Source organism: Mycobacterium sp. MS1601, assembly GCF_001984215.1.
Classification (GTDB): domain Bacteria; phylum Actinomycetota; class Actinomycetes; order Mycobacteriales; family Mycobacteriaceae; genus Mycobacterium.
On the sequence record NZ_CP019420.1, the window covers coordinates 859,713 to 884,810 of the forward strand.

The 25,098-nt window shown below is 67.1% G+C and carries 19 protein-coding genes; 3 read left to right on the forward strand and 16 right to left on the reverse strand.

Features of this window, described 5'->3' with window-relative positions; genetic code table 11:
• Nucleotides 1-133: 133 nt before the first annotated feature.
• The 10 genes from BVC93_RS04055 to BVC93_RS04100 form a co-directional block, all read right to left on the reverse strand.
• Nucleotides 134-1,501 (reverse strand): amidase, encoded by a 1,368-nt coding sequence (locus BVC93_RS04055; protein WP_192860183.1) that lies wholly within the window; start codon nucleotides 1,499-1,501, stop codon nucleotides 134-136.
• Nucleotides 1,498-2,973, reverse strand: coding sequence for a permease (locus BVC93_RS04060; RefSeq protein ID WP_335583112.1), 1,476 nt, complete (start codon nucleotides 2,971-2,973; stop codon nucleotides 1,498-1,500). Before BVC93_RS04060 ends, BVC93_RS04055 begins: the two co-directional genes overlap by 4 nt.
• A gap of 163 nt (nucleotides 2,974-3,136) precedes the next feature.
• On the reverse strand, nucleotides 3,137-3,556 hold the full coding sequence (locus tag BVC93_RS04065; protein ID WP_236950237.1) for a RidA family protein: 420 nt from the start codon (nucleotides 3,554-3,556) through the stop codon (nucleotides 3,137-3,139).
• Nucleotides 3,546-5,111: a gamma-glutamyltransferase gene (locus BVC93_RS33855; protein WP_083736053.1), complete on the reverse strand. Its 1,566-nt coding sequence runs from the start codon at nucleotides 5,109-5,111 to the stop codon at nucleotides 3,546-3,548. The genes BVC93_RS04065 and BVC93_RS33855 overlap by 11 nt, the downstream gene beginning before the upstream one ends.
• Nucleotides 5,112-5,116: 5 nt before the next feature.
• A complete protein-coding gene (locus BVC93_RS04075; RefSeq protein ID WP_083736054.1) occupies nucleotides 5,117-5,500 on the reverse strand; it encodes a Rieske (2Fe-2S) protein in 384 nt (127 codons plus the stop codon).
• A gap of 1 nt (nucleotide 5,501) precedes the next feature.
• Nucleotides 5,502-6,941, reverse strand: coding sequence for an aldehyde dehydrogenase family protein (locus BVC93_RS04080; protein ID WP_083736055.1), 1,440 nt, complete (start codon nucleotides 6,939-6,941; stop codon nucleotides 5,502-5,504).
• Complete coding sequence (locus tag BVC93_RS04085) at nucleotides 6,938-8,170, reverse strand: NAD(P)/FAD-dependent oxidoreductase (protein WP_083736056.1); 1,233 nt, start codon at nucleotides 8,168-8,170, stop codon at nucleotides 6,938-6,940. Before BVC93_RS04085 ends, BVC93_RS04080 begins: the two co-directional genes overlap by 4 nt.
• Nucleotides 8,167-8,511 carry a Rieske (2Fe-2S) protein gene (locus BVC93_RS04090; RefSeq protein ID WP_083736057.1) on the reverse strand — a complete coding sequence of 115 codons (345 nt, stop codon included), beginning with the start codon at nucleotides 8,509-8,511 and terminating at the stop codon, nucleotides 8,167-8,169. The genes BVC93_RS04085 and BVC93_RS04090 overlap by 4 nt, the downstream gene beginning before the upstream one ends.
• Nucleotides 8,512-8,574: 63 nt before the next feature.
• Nucleotides 8,575-9,288 carry a TenA family transcriptional regulator gene (locus tag BVC93_RS04095; RefSeq protein WP_083736058.1) on the reverse strand — a complete coding sequence of 238 codons (714 nt, stop codon included), beginning with the start codon at nucleotides 9,286-9,288 and terminating at the stop codon, nucleotides 8,575-8,577.
• Between the two features lie 162 nt (nucleotides 9,289-9,450).
• Complete coding sequence (locus BVC93_RS04100; RefSeq protein ID WP_083736059.1) at nucleotides 9,451-9,900, reverse strand: GlcG/HbpS family heme-binding protein; 450 nt, start codon at nucleotides 9,898-9,900, stop codon at nucleotides 9,451-9,453.
• A 189-nt stretch (nucleotides 9,901-10,089) separates the two neighbouring features.
• Between BVC93_RS04100 and BVC93_RS04105 the strand changes: the two genes are divergently transcribed.
• On the forward strand, nucleotides 10,090-11,778 hold the full coding sequence (locus BVC93_RS04105) for a PucR family transcriptional regulator (protein WP_083736060.1): 1,689 nt from the start codon (nucleotides 10,090-10,092) through the stop codon (nucleotides 11,776-11,778).
• A gap of 69 nt (nucleotides 11,779-11,847) precedes the next feature.
• Here BVC93_RS04105 and BVC93_RS04110 read toward each other — a convergent pair whose 3' ends face one another.
• Entirely contained in the window at nucleotides 11,848-13,209 is a 1,362-nt protein-coding gene (locus BVC93_RS04110; RefSeq protein ID WP_083736061.1) for an MFS transporter, read from the reverse strand.
• 324 nt (nucleotides 13,210-13,533) lie between these two features.
• Here BVC93_RS04110 and BVC93_RS04115 point away from each other — a divergent pair, with 324 nt between their 5' ends.
• Together BVC93_RS04115 and BVC93_RS04120 are read left to right on the forward strand one after the other, a co-directional pair.
• Complete coding sequence (locus tag BVC93_RS04115) at nucleotides 13,534-15,066, forward strand: hypothetical protein (RefSeq protein WP_083736062.1); 1,533 nt, start codon at nucleotides 13,534-13,536, stop codon at nucleotides 15,064-15,066.
• A 4-nt stretch (nucleotides 15,067-15,070) separates the two neighbouring features.
• Nucleotides 15,071-15,775 carry a YoaK family protein gene (locus BVC93_RS04120; protein ID WP_083736063.1) on the forward strand — a complete coding sequence of 235 codons (705 nt, stop codon included), beginning with the start codon at nucleotides 15,071-15,073 and terminating at the stop codon, nucleotides 15,773-15,775.
• A gap of 12 nt (nucleotides 15,776-15,787) precedes the next feature.
• Here BVC93_RS04120 and BVC93_RS04125 read toward each other — a convergent pair whose 3' ends face one another.
• From BVC93_RS04125 to BVC93_RS04145, 5 genes are all read right to left on the reverse strand, one after another.
• On the reverse strand, nucleotides 15,788-18,139 hold the full coding sequence (locus BVC93_RS04125) for an arylsulfatase (RefSeq protein ID WP_083736064.1): 2,352 nt from the start codon (nucleotides 18,137-18,139) through the stop codon (nucleotides 15,788-15,790).
• 109 nt (nucleotides 18,140-18,248) lie between these two features.
• Complete coding sequence (locus tag BVC93_RS04130; RefSeq protein WP_083736065.1) at nucleotides 18,249-19,940, reverse strand: ArnT family glycosyltransferase; 1,692 nt, start codon at nucleotides 19,938-19,940, stop codon at nucleotides 18,249-18,251.
• A complete protein-coding gene (locus tag BVC93_RS04135) occupies nucleotides 19,937-21,397 on the reverse strand; it encodes a glycosyltransferase (protein WP_083740786.1) in 1,461 nt (486 codons plus the stop codon). The genes BVC93_RS04130 and BVC93_RS04135 overlap by 4 nt, the downstream gene beginning before the upstream one ends.
• Before the next feature lie 29 nt (nucleotides 21,398-21,426).
• Nucleotides 21,427-22,974, reverse strand: a complete 1,548-nt coding sequence (locus tag BVC93_RS04140; protein WP_083736066.1) for a hypothetical protein — start codon at nucleotides 22,972-22,974, stop codon at nucleotides 21,427-21,429.
• Between the two features lie 3 nt (nucleotides 22,975-22,977).
• Complete coding sequence (locus BVC93_RS04145; RefSeq protein WP_236950238.1) at nucleotides 22,978-24,933, reverse strand: hypothetical protein; 1,956 nt, start codon at nucleotides 24,931-24,933, stop codon at nucleotides 22,978-22,980.
• Nucleotides 24,934-25,098: the final 165 nt, after the last annotated feature.

A 25,098-nucleotide genomic window follows, 5' to 3' on the forward strand; every position in this document is an offset into this window, starting at 1 on the left:
TCGCCTGTGGCGCAGCACCTTTCGATCCGGCGGCCGCCCGCATCCTGGCCACCAACCGGGTGTCTGGATACGCTCCCCACGACGATACGACTGTCGTAACAGTCTCCCCCACCGCGGCGATGACCTACGGTCATCAACCGGCGGCAGCCGCCACGGCAGCAGCGGCGAGCACCAGGGTGTCGGCGTGTCGGCGGCCGACCAGCTGCAACCCGATGGGCGCTGCGCCGACCACTCCGGCGGGAACCGACACCGCCGGGTGCCCGGAGAGATTGAACGGGAACGTCGCCGCCAATGCACCCCAGTGATCCACGGGTGTTCCCGCGATCTCGGTCGGCATCGGCCCCTCCGCGGCGAACGCGGGTAGCTGCGTCGCGGGTGTCAGCAGCAGGTCGAAACGTTCGAAGGCCTGCGCCAGTACAGCGACCAGCTGCGCCCGGGCGGCGTGGGCGTCGAGCAGCGCCGCGAGGTCGGTGGACTCGGCGGCCTCCACATAGCGGCGCACGGCGGGATGCACGCGCGCCCGTCCGGGTGCGGTCATGACGTCGACGTAGGCGTCCGGAGCGGTCAACGTGCGAAACGCCGGTCCGCACGCCGCGTCGATCCGGACATCGGCGGCCACCCGACGTGCACCCGCCGCGGAGATGAATCGCTGCGCCGCCGCCTCGACGGTGGCCGCAACCTCGGGGTCGCACGGTCCATTGCCCAGACTGGCGGTGTACGCCACCCGCAATCCGCGCAGATCCGTGCTCGCCAGGGCGTCCTCGAACCCGGGCGAGGGCGCGGGCAGGGAGGCCCGGTCGTACGGGTCGTATCCGCATACGCTGTCGAGGAATCGGGCGGTGTCGCGCACCGTGCGGGTGAGCACCCCGTAGTGGTCGTTGTCGCCGACGCCCCGGTGCCGGGGTCCGCGGGGAACCAGACCGAACGTCGGTTTGAATCCCACCAACGCGCAGTAGGACGCCGGTATCCGCAGCGACCCCGCGCCGTCGGTGCCAGTGGCCACCGGCACCATCCCACTGGCCACCGCGGCCGCCGAACCGCCGCTGGATCCGCCCGGGGTCAGCGCGGTGTTCCAGGGGTTGCGGGTCACACCGTGCAATTCGGAGGCGGTGTAGGAGGCGCGGCCGAACTCCGGGGATGCCGTCAGCCCCACCGCAATGGCGCCGGCGGCCACCGCGCGGGACACCAGCGTGCAGGTGTGGTCCGCCACATGACCGGCATAGGACCGACTTCCTTTGCTGTATGGCCAACCGGCCACCGCGTGAAGCTCCTTGACCCCCAAAGGAACTCCTGCCAGTGGCCCGGGATCGACACCGCGGTGCAGCATTCGGTCCAGCTCACGGGCCGCCGCCAGCGCCCCGTCGACGTCCACATGGACGAAGGCGTTGAGTTCCTCATTGCGCGCGGCGATCCGCGTCAGTGCCAGGCCCACCGTCTCCACCGCGCTGACCGCACCGGAACGCACCCGCTCGGCCGTCTCGACCAGGCCGGCATCACTCACAGCAGCACCGCCGCCGCGAACGTGGTGGCCACCACCAAACCGACCACCACCGGCACGAACAACCGGCGAGCCAGATCCATCACCGACACCCCGGTGAGGCCGGCGACCACGATGAGCGACGACCAGATCACCAGGGTGCCACCGCCTGTCCAGCTGGCGCCGTTCTGCGCGATCGCGGCCAGGGTGGCAACGTCGACACCCGCGCTGTCGCCGAGGGAGCCCGCCAACGAACCGGTGAACGGCAGGCCCGGCCAGCCGCTGCCGTCGAGTCCGATCACCATGCCGATCAACAGCATCGCGAACGCGGCGAACACGCCCGTCGACGGGATCAATGGCTCCACCTTCGCCACTGCGTCGAGCAGGAAGGCCGGTGTTTCGCCGTCCTCGGGCACACCCAGGATGGTTCCGGAGTAGTCCGACAGTCCGATGTAGACGAATCCGGCCACCGGGATCACCATGCCCATGGTGCGGAAGGAGAATCCGATGCCCTCGGTGAAATGCTGCCCGACATCACCGAGCCAGTTCTTGCGACTCACCAGTATCGCAACGGCCACCAGTGCCAGCGCCGCGGTGCCGCCCACCAACGGTGCGCCCAGACCTTCGTCGATATTCGGAACCAGTGTGGTGAAACGGCCCAGCAGCATGACCACCAACAGCACCGCGAACACCGCCGGCACCGCAAATGCCACCAAACGCGCTGATCCGCTGGCATTTTCGTCGCCTCCGTCGGCCACCGCCGGCTCCGACGCCGCTTCGACGGGCAACACGACGGCGGCGGCCTGCACCGGGTCCAGCATCTTGGTGCGGACGTCACGCAGGTAAGCGATGGTCAGGGCCACCACACCGGCGATCAGCGCAATGATCGTGGCCCGCAGGGCGATAGCCCCGGCCGGCACATTCGCCCCTTCGGCGGACAAACTGGGGGCCACTCCCATCACCAGGTCCGAGCTCAGTGCCATGCCCTGCCCCGCGATGGCGATCGCCAATGCCGCACCGAACGGCGGCAACCCCACCCGTACGGCGGCGGGCAGCAGGATCGCGGCAATCAGCGGTAACACAGGTGTCGGCCAGAAGGTCAGCGACAGCAGGAATGTGACCACCGCCAGCACCACATAGGAGATGTGTCCGTTGTGGAACAGTCGGCGCAGCGGCCGGATCATCACGGTCTCCGCACCGGCCTGCCGCACGGCGCCCAACATCGCGGTCACCAAGGCGATGATGAGGAAGATGGGCAGGAGTTCGCGGGTGCCCACCATGGCTGCGTTGAACACCGCAGCCAATCCGGTGGTGACGCTGCCGGCGTAGACCAGACCCGTGAGGAACGTGGCGATGATCGCCGGTGCCACCACATTCTTCTTGGCTATCACGGTGACGATGAGCACCACGAGGCCGAGTAGGTACATCCAGTGCGCCGGTGACAATTCGGACCATCCGATCGGTTCGGGGAGAAGGTGAGCTGTTGTGAGAGCCACTGCCCGCCGGTCCGGTTCACGTGAACGATACGCGACGCGGTGGTACCGAACAGCTTGCCGGAAATCCTGTCAGGTCGTTCGGGCCTCGCAACACGAAATACGCTTGGTGGAACCACCTTTGACTGTGCAACATGTCCAGGAACAACCGATTCGCACCTCGACATCAGTTGACGGCGACCACCAACTGGACCTCGACCGGGGCACCCGAGGGCAGCGCCGCCACCCCGATGGCACTGCGGGCCGGGAGTGCCCCCGCACCGAGCAGGTCGGTGATGGCGGCCGATGCGCCGTCGGCCACTGCGGAGAGCGCCGTGAACCCGGGACCGCATGCAATGAACACCGTCATCTGCAGGCATCGCAGCGCGGCGTCCTGGGATGTCACCGATCGCACCGCGGCCAACGCATTGCCCGCCGCCAACCCGGCCGCGCTGCGGGCCTCCTCGACGGTCAGGCTCTCCCCCACGATGCCGCTGACCAGGAGCTTGCCGTCGCGCCGCGGTGTCATCCCGGCGGTGTGGACGATGCCGTCGTGCAGGACAGCGGGGACGTAGTCGCCCTGCGGCGGAGGCGCCTCAGTCGACACCGAGCGCGATGCCTTCCTGGCGAGGGTCGGCGGCGCCCAGCAGGATGCCCCGCTCGTCGCGGGAGATGACCTGCGCGCTTCCGCCGGCGCCGAGCGCGGGCTGGACGACGACGTGGTGGTTCTCCCCCAGTGCCTGCCGCACCGGTTCGGGCAGCGTCTCCTCGACGCGCAGTTCATCGGGAGCGCCGATGACGTCGGCGTCGGAGCCCGGGAAGACGGTGAAGCGCGAGGCGGCGACGGCCTCGGCCGGGTCCAGCCCGTGGTCCAGCAGATGAGACAGCAGCTGCATGTTCCACTGCACCTGCCCGTCGCCGCCCGGGGTGTTGCCCACGTGCAGGAGTTCACCTGCGTCGTCGGTGACGATCCAGGCGTTGAGGGTGTGTAGCGGTTTGCGGCGCGGGCTCACCTCGTTGGGGTGACCGTCGATCAGGTAGGCGCCGCGGCCCAGGCGGTTGTTGAGCACCACGCCGGTTCCGGGCACGGTGATCTTGGCGCCGAAAGTGAAGGCCAGCGAGTGGATGAAGCTGACGGCGCGGCCCTGCGAATCCACCGCGACGGTGGAGGTGGTGTCGCCGGCGCCGACTTCGATGGGTGCCGCATGTTCGGACCGGTCGTCGAGGTCGCGCCGCTGCGCGAGCAGCCGCTCGGGATCGAGGGTGTAGTTCGCGCCGCCATTGTCGCTGCCGCACAAGGCAAATCGATCCGCGAACGCCAGCCGCGCGGCGCGGGCCAGCCGGTCGATGGCCGGCGCGGACAGCCAGCCGTTGAATCCGACCGAGGCATCACAGAGCGCTGCCTGTTGCAGCACCATCCAGCCCGGGGTGGGCAGCGGCGTCTGGTGGATCAGCGCCCCCGCGTATCTCCCGGTGATCGCCGGCTCCGGCGTCACCGCAGCGGTGGCGGCCCACTCGTCCCCGGTGAACGGCGCGCCTGCTGCTTGCAGGGTGGCGACGGCGCGCTGGGCAAAGTCCCCGGTGTAGAACGCGGTGGGATTGTCGGCGAGGCGGCGGATGGTGGCGGCGAGGTCAGGTTGCGGGAGCAGGGTCCCCAGCCGAGCGCTCCGGTACACGGCCGCCAGTCCCTGGTCACCGGCCCGCAGCGCTTCTCCTGCGTCGCCCACCGTGCGCGCCGAGCACGGCAGCCCACGTTCGGCGGTCGCTGCGATCGGAGCCCACAGTTCGGCCAGTGACCGGGTTGCACCACCGGAGTGCAGTGCGGCCAGGGCGGCCGGCGCCCCGGGGACGGCGACGGACAGCGGGCCATCCATCGGGATGCTCGAAAGACCCTGCGCCCGATAGAAATCGGTGGTGCCACCGTCGGGCCCGAAACCGGATCCGTTGACCGTCCAGATACGACCGTCGGGTTCACGGACCACGGCGAAGGCGTCCCCGCCGATGCCGCACTGCCCGGGCAGGGTCAGCCAGGTCATGGCCGCCATCGCCAGGGTGGCGTCGATGGCGTTGCCGCCCGCGGCCAGTACCTGCGTGCCGGCCAGGCTGGCCGCGGGGTGGCTGCTGCTGACCATCGCCGAGGCCGACAATGTGGGTGGACGCATGACAGTCAGTCTCTCCGCCGCTGTCGTCGGGTGGGTCCGGCGGGTGCCTCACCCGGTTTGAGCCCGACGAAGATCTCGCCGTCGCGTTCCTGGCACGGGAAGGTCTTGATGGGCTCGGTGGCCGGCGGGCTGATGGGTTCGCCGGTCTCCAGATCGAATGCGCTGCCGTGACAGGAGCACCCGATGCCGTCGTCGCGGAGCTTGCCCGAGGACAACAGGCAGTCCAGGTGCGTGCAGTAGTTGGAGGTGGCGTAGGCCTTGCCCTTGAGCCGGGCCACCGCGAATTCGTGCTCACCGCAGTGGAACCGGCGCACGATGCCCTCCGGAACCTGCCCGGACCGGGCGACCCGGACGAACTCCGTTGTGGTGTCCTGTATCTGCTCGGTCATGTCACAGTCCTGGGTTGAGATAGACGGTTTTCTCGTTGAGGTAGAACTCGATCATCGACGCGCCCGCCTGCTCCTTGAACGTGGCGGTGGACGAGGCTTTGTAACCCCCGAACGGAGCGTTCATCGCCATGCCGGTGGTGGGCTGGTTGATCTTGACCAGCCCGGTCTTGGAGCTGCGGGAGAATTGTTGCGCCACGCTCAGGTCATTGGTGACGATCGCGGCCGACAACCCGAACTCCGTGGCATTGGCCAGCTCGATCGCGTCGTCGAGGCAGGCTGCGCGTTGCACGGCGACCAGTGGCCCGAACACCTCCTCGTCCACGATGCGCATGCCGGGTTCGGCACCGGTGAAAACGGCTGGGCGAACGAAGAATCCGTCGGCCTCCACAGCGTCGCCGCCACATCTGAGCGTCGCCCCGTCCTCGATTCCGGCCTGCACGTAGCCCAGGAACTTCTTGTGCTGGTCGGCGCTGGCCAGCGCGCCCATGTCGACACCTGGCTGGTCGCCGGGCCCCACCGTGAGCGCCTCGGCCCGGGCGACGAGGGCGGCCACCACCGCGTCGTGGTTGTCGTCGGTGACGATCACCCGGCTGGTTCCGGTGCAGGCCTGCCCCGACAACCCGAACGCGCCCTTGGCGATCAGCGCGGCGGCGCGCTCGGCGTCGGCGTCGGGCGCCACCACCACCGGGTTCTTGCCGCCCATCTCCAACTGCACGCGGCGGTGCGGGCCGACCTGGCTGTGGATCAGCCGCCCCACCGCGGTGGAACCGGTGAACGTCACCGCGGCCACCCGCTCGTCGGCGGCCACGGCTGCACCGGCGGCACCGCCGCCCTGCACCAGCGCGATGACCTCGGGCGGCAGCCCGCCGGCCAGCAGCGCTTCGACCAGTCGTTGCCCCATCAGCGGGGTGATCTCGGACGGTTTGAACAGCACCGGGTTTCCCACCGCCAGGGCGGGGCCGAGTTTGCGTGACGGAATGTTGAGCGGGAAGTTCCACGGGGTGATGGCCCCGACGATGCCGATGGGCTCACGCAGTGTATAGAGCAGCGTCTCCCCCGCCACCGGATAGGTGGCCCCGCAGCTGCGGGTGGCCTCGGCGGCGTAGAACCGCAGGTTCATCGGGGTGCGGCCGACCTCCATGGTGGCCTCGGCCAGCGTCTTGCCCTCTTCGCGGACCAGCTCGCCGATCAGCTGCTCACTGCGCGACTCGAGTTGCGCGGCAGCGGCTTCCAGAATGGTGGCACGACGCTCCGGTGAGGTGGCCGCCCAGGCGGGCGCGGCGGCGGCCAGCTTGTCCACGGCGAGGTGGACGTCGTCGGCGCCGGAGTCCGGGAACCTGCCGATGACGTCACCGGGGTCGGCGGGGTTGCTCCGGGTGAAGGTGGCGCCGGACACCGCCGGAACCCATTGGCCGCCGATGAAGTTCGAACCCTCGATCATGCCGATACCTCTTCGATGTCTTCTTGGTTCTCGGAGTCGTACGCCAGGTCCCAGAGGTCGGTGTCCTCGTCGCCGAGCACCGTGGGGTCCAGCTCGCGTCCGAGGAGTTCGCGAGTCACCGAGATATCCTCTCCCCGTTCGACACTGAACGCGCCACACAGCGTGGAACCGTCGAGGTAGAAGGCGGTGAAGTCCATGCCATCGCGGTCGCCGCGGATCACCGGGGTGCCTCGCAACGCGCCGAGGCACTGGATGTTGCGGCCGAACTGATCTGACCAGAACCAGTGTGGATCGTCGTTCTCCGCGTCGCGGCCCAGCATCGCCGATGCCACCGCGACGCCCTGGCGGCTGGCGTTGTCGAAGTGTTCCACCCGGATGTGGCGGCCCGCCCTGGTCGAGAAGCGCCGGGCCACGTCACCGGCGGCGTAGATGTGGGGCACGGAGGTGCGCCCGGCGGCGTCGACCACGATGCCGTCATCGACATGCAGCCCAGATGCGTTGGCTGCAGCGATGTTCGGGGTGATGCCGATGCCGACCACCACCGCGTCGAACTCCTCGTCACCGATCAGTACCCCGTCGGTGGTGGTGCGCAGGTCCGAGACGGAGGCTCCGGTGCGCACGTCGACACCGTTGTCCCGGTGCAGTTGCGTCACCAGTGTGCCCATGTCTGCGCCGATGGCACGCTCCAGCGGAATGGCAGCGGTCTCGAACACAGTGACGGCCACACCCGCCGCGGTGGCGGTGGCTGCCAGTTCCAGACCGATGAATCCGGCGCCGACGATGGCCAGCCTGCGGCCGGCACGCAGCTGCGGTGCCAGGAGTTTGGCGTCGTCGAGGCTGCGCAGGTAGTGCACCAGGTCGTGGCGCGGGCCGGGCACCGGCAGCCGGCGTGGGCTGCCGCCGGTGGCGAACAACACGGCATCCGCCACGATCGGCAGACGGCCGTCGAGTTCCACTGTGCGCGTGGCGGTATCGACCCTCATCACGGTGGCACCGGTGATCAGTTCGACATCGTTGGCGCTGCGCCACTTCTCCGGCAGGATCCACAACGAGTCTTCGGAATCAGTGCCCGCCAGGAACTCCTTGGACAGCGGCGGGCGCTGATAGGGGGCGTAGGGCTCGTCGCCGATCAGGACGATCCGGCCGTCGAAGCCGTGCCGCCGCAGATTACGGGCGGCCACGGCAGACGTCTGGCCGGCCCCGATCAGGGCGTAGGTGGGGCGGGTCACGCGGTGACCTCCTGCTGAAGTGTCGTGCTCTTCGACGTCAAGGAGATGTAGACGGTGCCGTCGTCGTCGACGCGCACCGGGTAGGTGGGCTGGCAGAGGTCCTGGTCGGCTTCGTAGCCGGTCTGGAGGTCGAACTGCCACTGATGGCCGGGGCAGATGACCTTGCCGTGCAGCAGTGTGCCCTTGAACAGCGAACGATCCTGGTGCACACACAGATCGGCGAAGGCGTAGACCTTGCCTTCGGCGGCGAAGAGCGCGATCGCGGTGCCGTCGACCTCGACGCGCAACTTGCGTCGTCGGCCCAGTTCCTTGGTGGTAGCTACTTCGACCCACTCAGCCATGTTTTTCCAATCCGATTTGGGCGTGATTCCGACCGCTGAGCGGTCGGAATCACGCCGAAATCCCTAAACGGAAGCCAGCTCGGCGGCGACGTAGGTGTCGTAGAGACCCTTGGTGTAGGAGAACCGCATCTCCGCGCCCCAGCGCACCATCTGCAGGCAACGCTGCTGCAGCTGCGGGGTGTCGGCATGGTCGAGCACGATCTGGTAGCCGCGCTCACCGTGCACCACATCGGAAGTGATGTGCAGGTCGAAGAACTCGATCTCGTCCTCGGTGAACTTGTACACCTCACGCAGCGGCACAATCTGCTTCATGTAGATGCTGGGCACCTGCGACTCCAGCCCCACCACCAGAGCAGCGGTGGCGACGACGAAGTGCTCACGCTGCGACACCGCGTAGCACCACGACTGCAGTCCGCGGGTGATGGCGTTCATGTTGTTCGGGTCCTCGATGCGTTCCTTGGTGGTGCCGCACGCTTCGCCGAACTTGATCAGCAGATCGGTGTGCCGGATGTCGGCCAGCTCCTCCTCGTACATGTTCTGCAGCGTGAAATCCTTGGCGCCCGTGTAGTAGTCAGGGGTGTTGGCATAGATGTTGGCCAGGTAGTCGGCGAACGGGCCGACGTAGTGGTAGTGGTTCTCGGCCCAGCGGGCGAAGTGGTGCCGCTCGAGCTTGCCGTCGGCCCAGGCTTTGGAGAACGACGCGTTCTTGGCCTCACGGCCCTTGATGGCGTTCTCGAGCTCGGCGCGGAACTCGTCGCGTCCCAGCAGTGCGGTCATGGATGGGGTCCTTCCTGACAATGAATGATGACGAAATGGGCTGCAGTGGTGGATATTCCGCGACAGTGCGGATACGTCACCGACGTTAGTGAGGTCAGCCGACCGCTGACCAGGTACACAATGACCAGCCAGAGCGCACATCGGCGGTCATGGTGCACACCGTCAGCGAGCGACCGAAGCCGTCAGCGCCTCGAACTCCGCGAGAATGGCCGCGCCGACGGCCTTGTCCTGCTCACCGTTGCCGCCGCTGATGCCCACGCCTCCGACGATCTGACCGTCGAAGACCAGTGGGAATCCGCCGACGAAGATGGCGAACTTGCCGGGCAGCATGTGGCTGATGCCGAACGCCTCGTTGCCGGGCAGTGCCGGACCGTTGGGCGGTTCGTTGAACAGGTGCGTGGCACGCTCGTGGCCGGCGGCGGTGAACGCCTTGGCGATCGCGATGTCGACGCCGGTCAGCCGTGCCCCCGGAAGGCGGTGCAGCGCAAGCACATTGCCACCGTCGTCGACGACACACAAGGTTTGCTTGACGCCGATCTCCTCGGCCTTCGCACGCCCGGCCGCCAGCAGCGGAAGAGCGTCGTCGAGGGTGATCCGGTGGATTTGGTGCATGCGCCTGCCTCGCTTTGATTCGGGGATTGTGCGATCGGTGTGAGAAAAGTTCTACCAACGCACTCCCCTGGGCGGCAGGGCCAAGTTGTCCGGTCGCAACGAGCAAACCAGGTTAAAGTGCACATAGGTCGTGTGCTGAGTTCAGGTGTACCGATTGACACCACACCCAGCCAGGAGGCGACGATTCCGATGACAGCGCAGGTGAGAACAGTGCAGGCAACCAGCGACGACCACCGGCTGACCGTCGCCGGCTTGCTCGACGAGTCACTGATGGCGGGCGCCCAGGTGCTCGCGGGTGCCGACCGGCTGCACGCCGAGTTGCAGTGGGTGCTGCCGCTCAGTGAGGTGCTCTCACGCCACGACCCACTCGACGGGGTGGCTGTCTACAGCCGTCCCGAGGCGCTGTTCGGCAAGCACGGCACGCTGACGGCACTGGCCGCCCGTGGCGCCACCACACTGCTGGTGGACGGCAGCCTGCCTGCGGAGTTCCTGGCGACGGGCCTGCCGCCGAGTCTGGTGGTGATCGAACTGGGTTTCCCCGTCGGGTTCGCCGCCCTCAACCGCCTGCTCGCCGAACGCGCACTGAACCAGGAAGTGCACGTCATGCGCTATTCGACGCACGTGCACGCGTCACTGGCAGGGTTGTTTCACCGCGGCGCCGGCCTGGCGATGCTGATCCGGGAGGTCTCGAACCTGGCCCGCAACCCCGCGATGGCACTCGACGCGCGCGGCAACGTCGTCGCGCACCACGGGCTCGGCGACGACGTGGTGGACGCCCTGAGCGCCTCCATCGTCACCATGCTGTCCACCGAGCTGCCTGCGTCACGACGCCCCATCGGGCACGACACCCGCGTGGAACGTATTGCGGGGCCGAACAACAGCGCCTGGACGGTGATCGCCAGTGCCATCCGGCTCGGCAAGGCGTTCGAAGGTTGGGTGCTGGTTCTGGTGCCCGGCGTCGAGCCAGGCGCGCACGACACCGCCCGTCACATCGTCGTCACCGAGCAGGCCACGGCGATCATCGGCTCGGAGATGCTGCGGCAGCACAGCGTCGACGAGGCCGAGGAGCGGGCCCGAGGCGACTTCGTCCAGGCGCTGGTGCACGGCAGCTTCTCCAGCGACCACGACATGCGGGCCCGCGCCGAGTACCACGAGATCGACATCGACAGCCGCTTCGGCGTATTCGTCGCACCCGGGGTACTGCCCCACGGTGTGGACAACCCCGCGGCCAGCATGGTGCGGCTGGCCCGCTACGCCGCAGGGGTTGCACCCGACCCGCTAGTGCAGTCGTATGTGACCGTCATCGGTGACGTTCTGGTGGTGGTCCGCTCGTTGCGCGGCGCCGACAACGCCGCCATGCGGGCCGAGATGACCGACTACGCCGAGGCGATGACCGCGGAGCTCCAGAAACGCAGGGGCACACCGGTAGCCGTGGCCTATGGCCGGCCGGCGCTCGGGGCGGGCGACGTCTCGGACAGCTACCGCGAGGCGCGGGTGGCACTCGGCATCACGCGGCGGCTGGGCCGCACCGGCGCCACGTCGTATCAGCAGCTGCGCAGCTTCACCGTGCTGGCCGACATCGCCGACACCGAGCACAGCCGCGCCCTGCTGGCCGAGATCGTCGGGCCGTTGCGCGCCACACCGGACCTGTTGGAGACCCTCACCCGGTATCTGGAGCACGGTGGCAACGTCAACGCGACCGCACGTGCGCTCGACGTCCATCGCAACACCATGCTGGCCAAACTCGACCGGGTGTCGCGGATCATCGGCCTCGACATCCGGGCGCCGGAGAACCAGTTCACGGTGTGGCTCGCGATCCGACTCGACATGCTCACCGAGGTGCGCGCAGCCGTCGACCGCGAGGCCAGCTTCCGCTGAGCTACATCTTCTGGAGCCCGGCCCTGTGCCCCCACCCCGGCTCCTCCGTCGCCGCCTCGGCGACCGAGCTCACACGGGCACGGGGTCGGGTCCGAAGAAGGATCCGACGAAACCCAACGCCACCACCACGGCCCCCGCCAGGAACACCAGCGGAAAACCGGAGACGCCCAAGGCAATTGCCACCCAGGCAGCGCCCATGCCCGCTCCGCTGAAACGGATCAGGTTGTACAGCCCCAGCCCGGTGCCCTGCGCCCCCGCCGGTGAGCGGGTGGCGCCGGTGGCTGCGGGTGTCTGGACAAATGCGATACCGACACCGGCGAGCACCAGGATCGCGATCATCAGACCGAGTGAAGCCTGCCCCCGCACAGCCACTCCCAGCCCGATCTGCCCGGCGGCCAACAGCACCAACCCGCTGCGCAGTACCCGGCGCGGGCCGATCCGGTCCATATAGCGTCCCACCAGCGGCCCCAGCAACACCATGGTGGCCGGGACCACCAGCAGCACCAACCCGGCGACGGACGCCGACCGGCCCGCATTCGTCAGGTACAGCGGCACCGACAGCAGAATCGCCCCGAGGCTGAACATCATCGCGAACGCGGCCAGCGAGCTGCGCACGAAACGTGCCTCCACCACCAACCGCACGTCGACGAACGGATGCTCCACCCGCAGGCAGTGCCACCAGAACAGGGCCAGCACCAGCACGGCCGCAGCCATCAGAGCCCAGGCCAACAGAGCACCGGACGGCTGGGGCACCAGCGCGATGCCGAGGATCAGCAGCCCGGAACCGAGGGTCAACGCCGCCGCCCCCAGCAGGTCGAAGCGCATCCGGATGCCCGGGTAGACGGGGACGTGGCGCAGCGTGCCGATCAGTCCGGCCAGCGCCACGGGAACCAGTGGGACGAACACCCAGCGCCAGCCCCAGGCGTCGGCCAGGAAGCCGCCCATCGACGGACCGACTGCCTGCCCGATGCCGTTCACCGATGCCCACAGCCCGACGGCGCGGCCTCGGCGCTCGCCGGTGAACATCCACTGCAGCAACCCCATCACCGCGGGCCCCAGCGCCGCGGCGGCCATCCCGCCCAGACACCGCCACAGAATCAGCACGTCCAGTGACGGCGCGGTCGCGGCACCCACGGCGCACACCGCGGTGCCGATCAGGGACATGCAGTAGATCCGTCGGCGGCCGAAGCGATCACCGATCCAACCCACCAGCGGCATGATGGCGGTGAAGGTGAGCAGAAACCCGACCACCACGAACACCCCACTGCTCAGTGGCGCGTCGAAATCCGCGAGCATGGCCGGCAGCGGCACGTTGACGATGTTGTTGCTGATCGTGCCGAGCAGGGTGCCTGCCAGTAGTGCGGCCAGCCCCAGCGGGGTGCCGTCACCGGTGGTACCCGCAGATTCGGGTCGGGTGTGGGTGTCAGTCATGTCCTGACAACTGTCTCATCCACTACCCGGTGGCGGCGTCCTCCGCCGTGGATAACCTGCACATCAAAAACTTGGTTCCCAGGTGAACACAACCAGTGGCCTGTGTTGCCCACAGCAGCGACGACGTGCCGGAACAGCATGACATTTGGCATGTTTACCTGCATGAAACGCACTGACACACCGCCGTCAAGCTACGCGCATATTGCACATCGTGAAGATCACGAAGATGTGCACTGTGTTCGTTGACCCCTGCGGTCATCGCGCCGAGCATTCCTGAAATCAAACTGCACAGCCCACGAGCAGTTGTAACGAAAGACCTCGCCGATGGACATACACCTGAACGCCGCGCACTGGATATACCTGGCCGGCATCATCGTCATCCTGGCCACGATGGCGCTGCGCAAGAACATCGTCGTCCCGGCGGTGGTCGCCACACTGCTTACCGCGTGGGTGTTCTCCGGCAGCATCGTCACCGGGCTGTCGTCGATCTTCAACGCCAGCCTGGTCGCCGCTCAGGAACTGTTCAACATCTTCCTGATCATCGCTCTGGTCACCGCGATGCTGGGCGCGCTGCGTGAAATGGGCGCCGACAAGCTGATGGTGACGCCGTTTCGGCCGGTAATGCGGGCGGGCACCAGCAGCTTCATCGTGCTGGCGATCGTCACCTACGTCATCTCACTGTTCTTCTGGCCGACGCCGGCGGTACCGCTGGTGGGAGCGGTACTGATCCCGGTGGCGATCCGTGCCGGCCTCAGCCCGCTGTCGGTGGGCATGGTCATCGCGATCGCCGGCCAGGGCATGGCGCTCTCGTCGGACTACATCATCAAGGTGGCGCCGGGCATCTCGGCCAAGGCCGCCGGCGTCGACCCCGACGGTGTCGCGGACAAGGCACTTGCCCTCTCCCTCATCGTCGGTGCGGTGGCGCTGGTCATCACCTACTTCACCCAGCGTCGCACCTGGCGCACGCCGTCGGCGGATCTGCTCACCGAGTGGGAGAACAAGGCCGACAAGCTCGGCGTCACCGACGGCGGCACCGACGTGGGTGGCAACCCCGGCGGCACCCCCAAGCCAGAACCGGCGCCGGCCGGCGACGGCGGCGTCGCCACCGCCACCATGGTCCGCACCGAGCCCGCGCCCGAACCGCCGAAGACGTTCGCCGCCAAGTTCTTTGCCGCCCTGGTACCCACCGCTTACCTGGTGTTCATCGTCTACCTGCTGCTGGGCAAGTTCACCGAACTGGTGCCGCCACTGCAGGGTGGTGACGCCGCGGGCATCGTCGGCGGCATCGCAGCGATGCTGCTGTTCGCCGCCTGTCTGACCAATGACAAGCGCGATTTCCTGGAAAGCTCCTCACGGCACATCATCGACGGCCTGGTGTTCGCATTCAAGGCCATGGGCATCGTGCTGCCCATCGCCGGATTCTTCTTCATCGGCAACGGCGACTTCTCCGCCCGCATTCTGAGCCTCGGTGAGGATGCGACAGGACCGGCATTGCTGTTCGACCTCATCAACGCCGGGCTCTCCCACGTCACACCCAACGCCTTTGTGGTCGGGTTCACCGTCTTGTTCGTCGGCCTCGTCGCGGGCCTGGAAGGTTCGGGGTTCAGTGGGCTGCCGCTGACCGGTTCGTTGTCCGGCGCCCTCGGTCAGGCTGCAGGCATGGACCCCTCGACGCTGGCAGCCATCGGCCAGATGGGCAACATCTGGTCCGGCGGCGGCACGCTGGTCGCGTGGTCCTCACTGGTGGCGGTGGCGGGTTTCGCCCGGGTACCGGTGCTGACGCTGGCCCGCAAGTGCTTCCTGCCTGTGATGTCGGGCCTCATTCTGTCCACCATCTTCGCGATCCTGGTTTTCTGAACGTATGACGCAAGCCAAGCGCGCCCAGACCGCATTAGCCCTGACGATCGCGTTGACCTTCGTCACCGGCATCGTCGATGCGGTCGGGTTCCTGGCTCTGGACCGGGTGTTCACCGGAAACATGACCGGCAACATCGTGATCCTGGGCATGGGTGTCGCCGGCGCGGACGACCTACCGGTGCTGGGCCCGGCGATCGCGCTGGCGGCGTTCACCGCCGCGGCGTGGGTCGCCGGGCTGACGCTGCGCAAACCGCGTGCCGAGAACCCGCCCGGCTGGCATCACCGCGTCACGGTGTTGCTGACGCTGGGCGCGGTGATTCTCGCGCTGTTGACGCTGGCAGCGGTCTGGGTCAGCGACCACGCCGCCCCCGCGGTGGAGATCGTCATGGCGGCGGTGACGGCGGCGGTGATGGGTTCGCAGGCGGTGGTCGCCCGCGCAGTGGCCGTGGCCGATATGACGACGGTGGTCGTGACGTCGACGCTGGCGTCACTGGCCGGCGAGACCTGGACCAAGGGCGGCAAGGGCGCGCTGGTGAACCGCCGGCTGGGAGCCATCGTGGTGATCTTCGCGGGTGCACTCGTGGGCGCACTGCTGCTGAAGTTGCACATCGCCGTGCCTTTCGGGCTGGCGGCGACCGTCACCGCGGTGGTGGCCTGGCGTGGGCACCGGGTGCTGTCACCGCGGGCGTTGGCGACGGCCACCACCTAGGCGACCCAGCGGTCAGTCTTTCGCGAACGCAGTGGCCAGTTCGCGTTCGGTGTCGATGTACGGGGCACCCGAGGTGTCGACGATGACCTTCTCGATGGTTCCCCCGGTGAACGTGAACGGAGCCTTGTAGGCGCTGGACACGGGCTGGCCGTCGTTGCGGCCCACCGCGATTCCCCCGCCGGCCAAACCGAAGGTGCCGGGGTGGGTACGCACTCCATCACGGGTGGCCACCACCGTGTCATCGATGTACAGCGAGACCGTCCCCAACGGGGTATGGCTGCCCTCGACGGTCCCGGTGCGCTCGTACCGCACGCCGAAGACGTGCTGTCCCAACGGAAGTGCGTCAGGTGCGGATACCTGCTGCTCGTCTTCGCCCATGAAGTTGTAGACGTAGTGCAGCCGGCCGTCCTGCACATAGAGCACATGGCCGCCGTGACCAGCGCCCTGCTTGAACAGCACGCCTTCCGCGCCGGTGGAGTCGACGGCCACCTCGGCGAGCACCGAATACGACTGTCCGCGCAGTTCCACGGCCGCACCGATGCCGACCTCCGCCGTGCCGGGGTAGTACTCGAAGTTGGAGCGTTCTCCCGACAGCGTGGGCCGCCATCGCGAAAAGGTCTCCAGGACGTTGAGATCACCGAGCGGCAGGCCGTTGTACTTGTCGGCCTCGGAGAACCACAGCGCCTTGAGCTCCTCGAGCTTCTCGGGGTGCTCGCCGGCCAGGTCATGGCATTGGCTGCGGTCGGACTCGATGTGGAACAGCTCCCAGCGATCCTGGTCGAAGTGACCCCAGCCTGCGGGACTTGCGGCGTGGAGGCTGCTGGCGAACCAGCCCTTGTGCCAGATACCGCGGGTGCCCAGCATGCTGTAGAACTGGGTGTCCTTGCCGGTGGGCAACTCCGGATCCTTCAGTACCGCAGCGAAACTCACTCCGTCGAGCGGCTTCTGCGGAATCCCCTCGACCGTTGCCGGCGGTGTGATGCCCAACAGCTCGTACACCGTCGGGGTGATGTCGGCGACGTTGATGTAGTTGTCCCTGACCTCACCGTGGGCGTCGATTCCCTTGGGCCACGAGATGATCGCCGGGTCGGCGATACCGCCTTCATGGGACGCGTACCGCTTGAACAACTTGTAGGGCGTGTTGAAGGCCATCGCCCAGCCGATGGGATAGTGGCCGTAGGTCTCCGGCCCGCCGAGGTGGTCGATGTACCGCAGGCTCTCCTCGACGGTGTCGATGTATCCGTTGAAGAACTTGACCTCGTTGACCGACCCGTTGGGCCCGCCCTCGCCGCTGGCGCCGTTGTCGGAGATCACCACGATGATGGTGTTGTCGATCTGTCCGGATTCCTCGAGATAGTCCAGGATCCGGCCGATCTGGGCATCGGTGTAGGACAAGAAGCCGGCGAACACCTCCGCCATCCGCGTGAAGAGGCGCTTCTCGTCGTCGTTCAGTGTGTCCCAGGGCCGCACCGTGTCCTGCAGAGGCCACGGCTCGCCGCCCGGGCCGGTGACGTCGGCGTAGGGGTTCACCGGCGACAGCTCGGTGTCCGCCGGGATGATGCCCAGGCGCTTCTGGTTCTCGAAGACGATCTCGCGGTAGGCCTCGTAGCCCATGTCGAAGGTGCCGGCATACTTGTCGGCCCACTCCTTGAACACGTGGTGCGGGGCGTGCCCGGCACCGGGGCAGACATAGGAGAACCACGGTTTGTCGGGGGCGATCACCTTGGCATCGCGGATGAATTCAATGGTCTTGTCGGCCAAGTCTTTCGACAGGTGGTAGCCGTCTTCCGGGGTACCGGGAGGGGCGACGGGGTGGTTGTCGTAGACCAGCTCGGGGTACCACTGGTCGGTCTCGCCCCCCATGAATCCGTAGAACCGCTCGAATCCCCGTGACAACGGCCAATGTCGTTTGGTGCTGGCCAGATTCGACTCCTCCAACGGAGTCAGATGCCACTTGCCGACGCAGTAGGTGTTCCAGCCGTTCTCGGCCAGCACTTCGGGCAGCAGCGCGGTCTCGAACGGGATGCGGCCGCTGCAGTTGGGGAAACCGTCGGTGAACTCCTCGATGGTGGCCATGCCGACGGTGGTGGGGTTACGCCCGGTCAGCAGAGACGCGCGGGTGGGGGAACACAGTGCGGTGGTGTGGAACTGCGACAGGCGCACACCCTTCTCGGCGATGCGTCGCATGGCGGGCATGTCGACCATTCCGCCGAAGCAGTCCCACGTCGCGATACCGGTGTCGTCCCACACCAGATAGAGCACGTTGGGTGCACCCTCGGGTGCGGTGGGGGCTGCGAACGGCGTCCAGTCCGGCTCTGAATCGCGAATGTCGAGCTTGATGGAACCGTTGAACTCCTTGGCCATCTACCGTCTCTTTCTCGTAAACCCAACCACGTGGTGACCTCGACCGCACAGTACACCTCGATGCGTTTGCCGACAGTGTGTTCAACTGCCGTTTGCCCTGTTGAGCGTGTCAGCTGGCGGGCAGCGACTCGTTCACGCGGTAGAGCCGCCAGTTCGGCTGTCCATCACCTGAGTTGGGGATCTCCAGTTCCAGGGTGGCCACGTCGGCGCCGGTGTCGTAGAGCGTCGGATAACGCAGGTTCAGCGCGTCCGCGGCCCCACGTCCGGTGGGAGGTACCGCCAGCATGTACCGCACGCCACTGTCCACCGGATCATTGAGTCGCGCGGTGAAATCGGTGTCGGACGGGATCACGTACACCCGTGGATTGTCAGCGGCGGCCAGCACCGCGAATCCGTACACGGTGTCGGTGATCACCGACCCCTCGGGCAGGCCCAACCCATCGAGATAGTGGGCGATCTCGCGTTCGGTGGAGAAGGTGGCGGCGATGCGGTGTTCATACGCCTTCTGTTCGGTCAGACTGTCCGGCTGCGGGGCCAGGACAGCGCCGAGCGCGAACTCCTGCGGCGCGTACTTCGGCTTGCCCATCCCCCACGCAGCCGCGGGTACCGACAGCGCGAACACCAGCGCGACGGCGACATACCCCCATGGCGAGCGCGGCCCGCGAAACGATGCGGCCGGGTCCACCAGCGCGGGCGGCGCGTACCGCCCCGGCCGCTTGGTCGGCAGGATCACTCCGTCGGGCACCGCCAGCAGTGCCAGGCTCGCCGCCAGCGGGATGGCGATGATGTAGAAGCGCAGGAAACCGAAAGTGGTACCCGTGGCGTAACTGAAGCTCTGGAAGGCCAGCGCGGCACCGTAGACCACCAGCGGCACCAGCACCGTCGGCCAGTACGGCTTGCCCCACCGGCACGCCACGGTCCAACCCGCCAGCGGCAGCAGCGTCGGAGCCAGCAGCGTGATGCACACCGCGGCAAACGACAGGCCGCCGAAGAAGTCAGGTTTCAGCTGCCCGGACTGGGCCAGGATGGCGGCGTTGCCGTACTGAGAGGTGAACTGCGCGAACGCTTCACCGGTGATCAGCCAGCTGACCGCCGCCCACCCCATGAATGAGGCGAATCCCGGCAGACTGACCATCAGCAGGTCCAGCACGGCCCGCTTGATCCGTGGTGCCGACTTGGCGCGAACGTAGGTGGTGATACCGACCAGGAATCCCGCCGCGGCGATACACGCCACCGCGTCATAGCGGGTGAGATACGCCAGCCCCATGGCGATGCCGCCCGCCACCACCAGGTGATGTACGTCGTCGTTGATCATCCACATGATCAACCGGCGCACTGCCCACGTCATGAAGAAGATGAACGGCGCCTCACTCATCCCGTTGGAACCGTAGAAGATGATCATCGGGTTCAGCGCGAACATACAGGCGATGGTCACCGAATAGGCCCGCGGCAGACCGCGATCGGTGCCCATCGACAGGATCTGCACCACGGCCGCGGCCATGAACAGGGCCGACATGATGCTGCCCGAGAATGCGCGTTCGGCCATCTCTGGCCACACCGGGCTCAAGGCGATCGCCGGGATCTGCACCAGAGCCGTCAACGGGGTGAAGATGAAGCCGATGGCCGCCAGGTGCGGGTCCCGGCTGAACAAGACCGACTGGGCCGCCGCGACCCGCGACAGCGAGTCGCCGATGATGAATCCGCATCGCACCTGCAGCCAGTAGCCGGCAATCAGGTAGAGCACGAGGCTTGCGACGAAGAAGGCGACCTTGAGTCGGCGGTTGGTCCAGCGGGCGATCATGTGGCGGGCGCCTCGGCGTCAGCAGCGGAGTCACCGGGCTTCTCCGACAGACCGTGAAAGGTCTTCTCCCAGTAGGACGGCTGGCGGATCATCTGGTAGACGCCCTTGGTGGCGGCCACACTCATCATCAGCCAGAACACCGGGACCGTCAGCGCGGGCAGCAACAGATCGGAACGGTCGTCCTCGCGCAGCGCGATCAGGTTCATGTAGAGGGTGGCCGCGTTGCCCAGCACCAGCGCCACCAGCGCCGGGAAGTAGATGTACATCGGGAACACCTCTTCGACCAGTTGCGGCTGACCGAGGAACCACAACATGGTGATCAACCAGAACAACAGGTTGAGCACCGCGATGATCGGGGTGCCGGCAAGCACCAGGTTGAAACGCACGAAGTTGCGGAACCCGATGGTCCGGTACAGCCGGACCGGCCGACGGATCTGCACCAACCAGCTCTGCAGATAACCCTTGTACCAACGGGACCGCTGCCGGATCCAGTTGATGCCGTCACTGTTGGCTTCCTCGAGCGTGGTGGAATCGATGACGGCGGTGTGGAATCCGGACGACGCGATGCGCATTCCCAGGTCGGCGTCCTCGGTGACGTTGAACGGGTCCCACCCGCCGATCGGGTCCAGCACGTCGCGGCGCAGGTGATTCGACGTGCCGCCCAGGGGAATCGGCGAGTTGGTCCGCATGAACCCAGGCAGCAGGTAGCCGAACCACAGCCCGTACTCGGCGGTGAACCAGCCGGTGAGAATGTTCTGCCGGCCGTTGTGGTAGGCCAGTTTCGCCTGCACACAGGCCACGGTCTCCGGCAGGCTGCGGAAGGCTGTCACCACCCGGCGCAACTGCAGGGGCTCGGGCAGGTCTTCGGCATCGAAGATCGTGATGATCTCACCGGTGGCGAAGTGCAGCCCGTAGTTACAGGCCTTGGGTTTGGTACGCGGATCGGCGGGCGGCACCAGGCAGATGGTGATCGCATCCGATGCGGCGCACGAACGGGCCGCAGTGATGGTGACGTGGTCGTCCTCTTCGAGAAGCAAGAGGATCTGCATCTTGTCCGACGGGTACTCGAGGGCGGCCATGGCCCCGATCAGATCCCCCACCACCTCCGGCTCGTTGTAGGCCGGAACGAGGATGGTGTACAGCGGCAGTTCGTCGTCGGGGATCTCGCGGGCTTCCTCGTCGGTGATCTTGATGGCGCTGGCTGCCAGTCCCTGCCGGAATATCAGTACCCGGTCGAACATGGTGAGCAGATACCCCACGGTGCACAGCCCGATGAGCACCACCGTCGTGCGCAGCGGCTGCCAGAGGACACAGACCACGACGATGGCCAACAGTGACCACAGCACGATCCGCTGCCAGCCCAACACCGGTTTGGCAGCCGAAGCCACCGGGTCGTCGTCACGCAGGCGGTTGATGGCGCGGTTCAGCGCGTAGCGGCGGTCGTCCTCGTTGTGCATGTCGAGCACGCGGTGGTGCGGACTGGCGGTCACCCGGCCTCCCCTGGCGGGGCGAACTGGGCGGCCACCAGTGCCCGGCCGAACTCGGTCAGCAGCTCTTCGTCCTTGAAGGTCGGAGCCTGCTCGTCGAGCACGGCATTGCCACGGAACAGCAGCGTGAACAGGGTGCGCAGAGTGCCGACGGTGGATCCGCTGGGCTGCGGGAACGGGGCGCCGGGATCGTGGTTGTCCACTGCGAAGATGGTGATGCGCTGGGCCAGCTGGTCATCTCCCCAGGCGAAGCGCAACGCGTTCCAGGTGATCAGCAGATTGTCGTCCACCACAGACAGGATCAGTCCCTGCACGCCGTGGCCGAGATCCACCGGGTGTGTCGGACTGGTCCTGGCGCCGGTCATGTCGTACACCGCCCGGGCGGGATAGACGTCGAAGGTGGACGGTCGCTGGCTGACGATGCTGTCCACCATGACGGTGCGCGGCCGGGACAACTTGTCAAAACGCGGATCACCGACGTCGGCCACCATTTCTTGCCGCACCAGCACCGAGTCATTGCTGTAGAACCGGGCGACCGCCCGAAAGTTCTGCCGCGCCACGGTGTTCCAGCCACTTGGTGCCACCACGGGCTGACCGAAGGTCAGCTCCCCCGGCGCGGCACGCTCGATCACCGAACTCTCCGCCCGCGCGGGCAACGGAATCAGCGCCAGAAACACCGCCGCCGCCATCACCAGCGGGATCCCGGCCCACACCTGCTTGGCGGCCAAGGGTTCGACCTTGCGGTTGATCACCGTGAAAGGCGTGCCGTCCTTGCGGATACGCAGCACGAAGGTGACCCCCACCACCAGCAGGAAAGCCCCCACCGCCGGCACACTCTGATAGACGCGCATCGGAGCTTCTCGCCAGAACGTACCCAGCGCGAACAGCAAGCCGACGCCCACCGCCGCCGACACGAAGAAGCCGAACACCCCGCGCCTGCGGGTGTTGCCCACGGCGATCGCGGTACCGAACGAGGAGATCATCAGCGACGCCGCGCCCGCCGCGCCGCGGCCGCCGCCGATGATGAGGACCACCAGGTAGTACGGCAGTGAGAACACCATGAACATCAGTGCCCACACCAGGGCGAACCGGGCCACCGGACGCAGGCCGAACAGCACAATCGACGAGCTCAGCAGAAACAGCACCATCGCCACCAGGTCGAGCCGCAGCAGGTGGAAGTACGTGGCGAAACGAGGCACCAGCACGATCTGGATCAGCACCGCCAGTACCAACCCCATGATGCCGACGATCATGTCGGTCTGGCGATCGTGGATGGGTAGCTCGCTGCGGTACCGCCGGGCCACTGCCGCCGCGGCCATCACCGCGATCACCGGTACCGTCCAGACGTAACCGCCGATACCACCCACCAGGGTGGTGTGCACCAGGCTCAGGATGCTGTGGCGAAACGCGACACCCGCGCACACCAGGATGATCAGCCAGCGCACCGCCACCCGGACGGTCGGATGGAGGCCGAAGTACCAGTTCCCGAGCCGGACCCGGAATTTCTCCCTCGCCGCGACCTCGGTCTCGGCGGTGTCGGTGGTCATGGATCAGGTTCGCTTGCGGCGCATAGACATCCCAGCGCCGATGGCCAGCGCGGCACCCACGATCACGGCCACCGCGACACCCACCCACAGCACCGGGAAGCTCTGCTCTTGGTCGGCAGACTCGAAGGCCTGCTGACCGTCGGCCAGGGTGTCGACCACCACCGGTGCCCGCTGCGGCGCCGAGATCAACGCGTCACCGGACAGCCGGGCCCATCGCTCGGGGTCGGCGGCCAACCAGTTCAGCAGCTCGTCGAGCTGCGAGGCCGCGCCGTTGGAGGTCGCGACCAGCAGGGTGCGGTTGCCGGAGTACAGAGCCTGCAGCGATCCGAAAGCCAGTGCCGGGTCGAGGCGCAATGTGCTGGGCTCACCGTCACCCGCGGCGTTCTGCACGGTGATCTCGCCGTCGGAGTTTCCGGCGACAGGCAGCACGATGTTGTCGTGTGTCCAACTCGTGGCTTCGATGATCACCGCCGGATTCGACGAGGACAACGCGTCGTCCACCGGCACCACCACCGTGTCCATGGGCAGCGAGCTCAGGCGCTGCAGACCCACCAGAATGCCCACCGCACGCCGGGCGTCGTCGAAGCCGTCGGCGATGCCCACCTCGACGCGCGGCATCAGTGCCTGAGGCAGTGACTGGAACCCGCTCGGCACCGGCGGGTCGGCGCGGACGCTCTCGACCGGGCTGTCCCCGTCGATGGTCAATGTGACGGGCTGGAACTCCCCGCACCGTCCGGTGTTGCCGGTGATGTTCATGGCAACGCCGAGATTGGTGTAGCGCTGCAACAGCCGGTCGGGCACGTCGACCCAACGGTCGATGACGCCAGAAGAGTCCACCGTCCATCGGTCGATGGTCTCGCCGCCGATCGAGGCGACCAGTTGACCACCCACGGTGCTGGGCAAGGGGGTGTACGAGCCCTTGAGATGCACGCGCAAATTGTGCGCCGGGCGCCCGAGTCGAGTCTGGTCCAGCGCAATGTTGACCTGGGGTGTCAGCGCGGTGGCACTCGCTCCGCCCTGCCCCAGATCACGCAGGGTGGTGACGTCGGGCGGCAGCTGCGGGCTGGACCGCAGTGGACCGACAACCGCCTGTGAGCTGAGCGCGAGTCGGCCGAGATCGCTGGTGAGCAGCCGGGTCTGGTTCATCAGTTCAGCGGCCGGCCCACCGATGGTCAGGGTTGGCACGCCGGGTCCGTCAGAGAGGCTGACGCCTTGGTCGGCGCTTTCGCTGATCACCACCCGTCGCTGGAACGGCAGCGTCGGACCTTGCGGAGCATCCTGGCCTTGCGCCAAAGGGGAGACGGTGACCAGTGTGTCCTGCTGGCCGTAGCGGGCCACCACGGCGGTCGCCATCCGGATCGCCGCGTCGGTCTCGGTGCTGGTGGGCTCCTGCGGGAGAAACAGGTTCAGTTGCCGCAAGACCGGTGGCAAGAATTCCGCTATGGTCCGCGGGGCCACTTCAGTGCCGAGGTAACGAATGTTGGCATCGGTCAGTCGCAGGGGATTCGTCGGATCCAGGCAATATCCCTCGATCGGCACCAGGTAGCTGCGCACGGTGATCGTCACCGCGTTGTCGACAACCTCCGCACCGAGCAGCGGTAACGACACCGGGACGCGGTCGGCGTTCGGGGGCACAGCGACCCGCGACAGCGTGCGGTCCTGCTGGGAGACGATCAGCGTGCCGGTCGCGACGTTGACCGGCAGTTCCACCAGCACTTCCAACGAGGCGGGCGAAAGTCCCTGCGGGACAGGCAGAGTCAAGGACGTCTGGCCCTGCGCACCGTAAAACGGCAGCACCGGCGGTGAGCCCAGGTCCACCAGGCTCAGGGTGGGTGCATTGGCCGTCAGCACCTCGTCTCCCGGCTCCGCGCGCGCCGGCGCGGCACCCAATCCGACCAACATCGTCGATGCAATTACCGCCGCAATTGCGCTGACACCACCAATTCCACCCGAATTCACGGCGGAATCGTATGCAGGAATGGAGAACTCCGCAAACATTACAACCAAAGGGTCGCCTTTGACGCCTGCACCAACGGCAAAGCCGGCACTCTCTCGTTACTTTAAGTGACCGCTCGTTACGGAGTTCGCCACTCTTATCCGCGCAAGTCCTCGGCAATTAACTGA

Bases quoted from the DNA above. Each gene is read 5' to 3' on its own strand.
- BVC93_RS33855 (WP_083736053.1), bottom strand. From the start codon at position 5,111: ATGCGTCCACCCACATTGTCGGCCTCGGCGATGGTCAGCAGCAGCCAC.
- BVC93_RS04075 (WP_083736054.1), bottom strand. From the start codon at position 5,500: ATGACCGAGCAGATACAGGACACCACAACGGAGTTCGTCCGGGTCGCC.
- BVC93_RS04080 (WP_083736055.1), bottom strand. From the start codon at position 6,941: ATGATCGAGGGTTCGAACTTCATCGGCGGCCAATGGGTTCCGGCGGTG.
- BVC93_RS04090 (WP_083736057.1), bottom strand. From the start codon at position 8,511: ATGGCTGAGTGGGTCGAAGTAGCTACCACCAAGGAACTGGGCCGACGA.
- BVC93_RS04095 (WP_083736058.1), bottom strand. From the start codon at position 9,288: ATGACCGCACTGCTGGGACGCGACGAGTTCCGCGCCGAGCTCGAGAAC.
- BVC93_RS04100 (WP_083736059.1), bottom strand. From the start codon at position 9,900: ATGCACCAAATCCACCGGATCACCCTCGACGACGCTCTTCCGCTGCTG.
- BVC93_RS04105 (WP_083736060.1), top strand. From the start codon at position 10,090: ATGACAGCGCAGGTGAGAACAGTGCAGGCAACCAGCGACGACCACCGG.
- BVC93_RS04110 (WP_083736061.1), bottom strand. From the start codon at position 13,209: ATGACTGACACCCACACCCGACCCGAATCTGCGGGTACCACCGGTGAC.
- BVC93_RS04115 (WP_083736062.1), top strand. From the start codon at position 13,534: ATGGACATACACCTGAACGCCGCGCACTGGATATACCTGGCCGGCATC.
- BVC93_RS04120 (WP_083736063.1), top strand. From the start codon at position 15,071: ATGACGCAAGCCAAGCGCGCCCAGACCGCATTAGCCCTGACGATCGCG.
- BVC93_RS04125 (WP_083736064.1), bottom strand. From the start codon at position 18,139: ATGGCCAAGGAGTTCAACGGTTCCATCAAGCTCGACATTCGCGATTCA.
- BVC93_RS04130 (WP_083736065.1), bottom strand. From the start codon at position 19,940: ATGATCGCCCGCTGGACCAACCGCCGACTCAAGGTCGCCTTCTTCGTC.
- BVC93_RS04135 (WP_083740786.1), bottom strand. From the start codon at position 21,397: ATGCACAACGAGGACGACCGCCGCTACGCGCTGAACCGCGCCATCAAC.
- BVC93_RS04140 (WP_083736066.1), bottom strand. From the start codon at position 22,974: ATGACCACCGACACCGCCGAGACCGAGGTCGCGGCGAGGGAGAAATTC.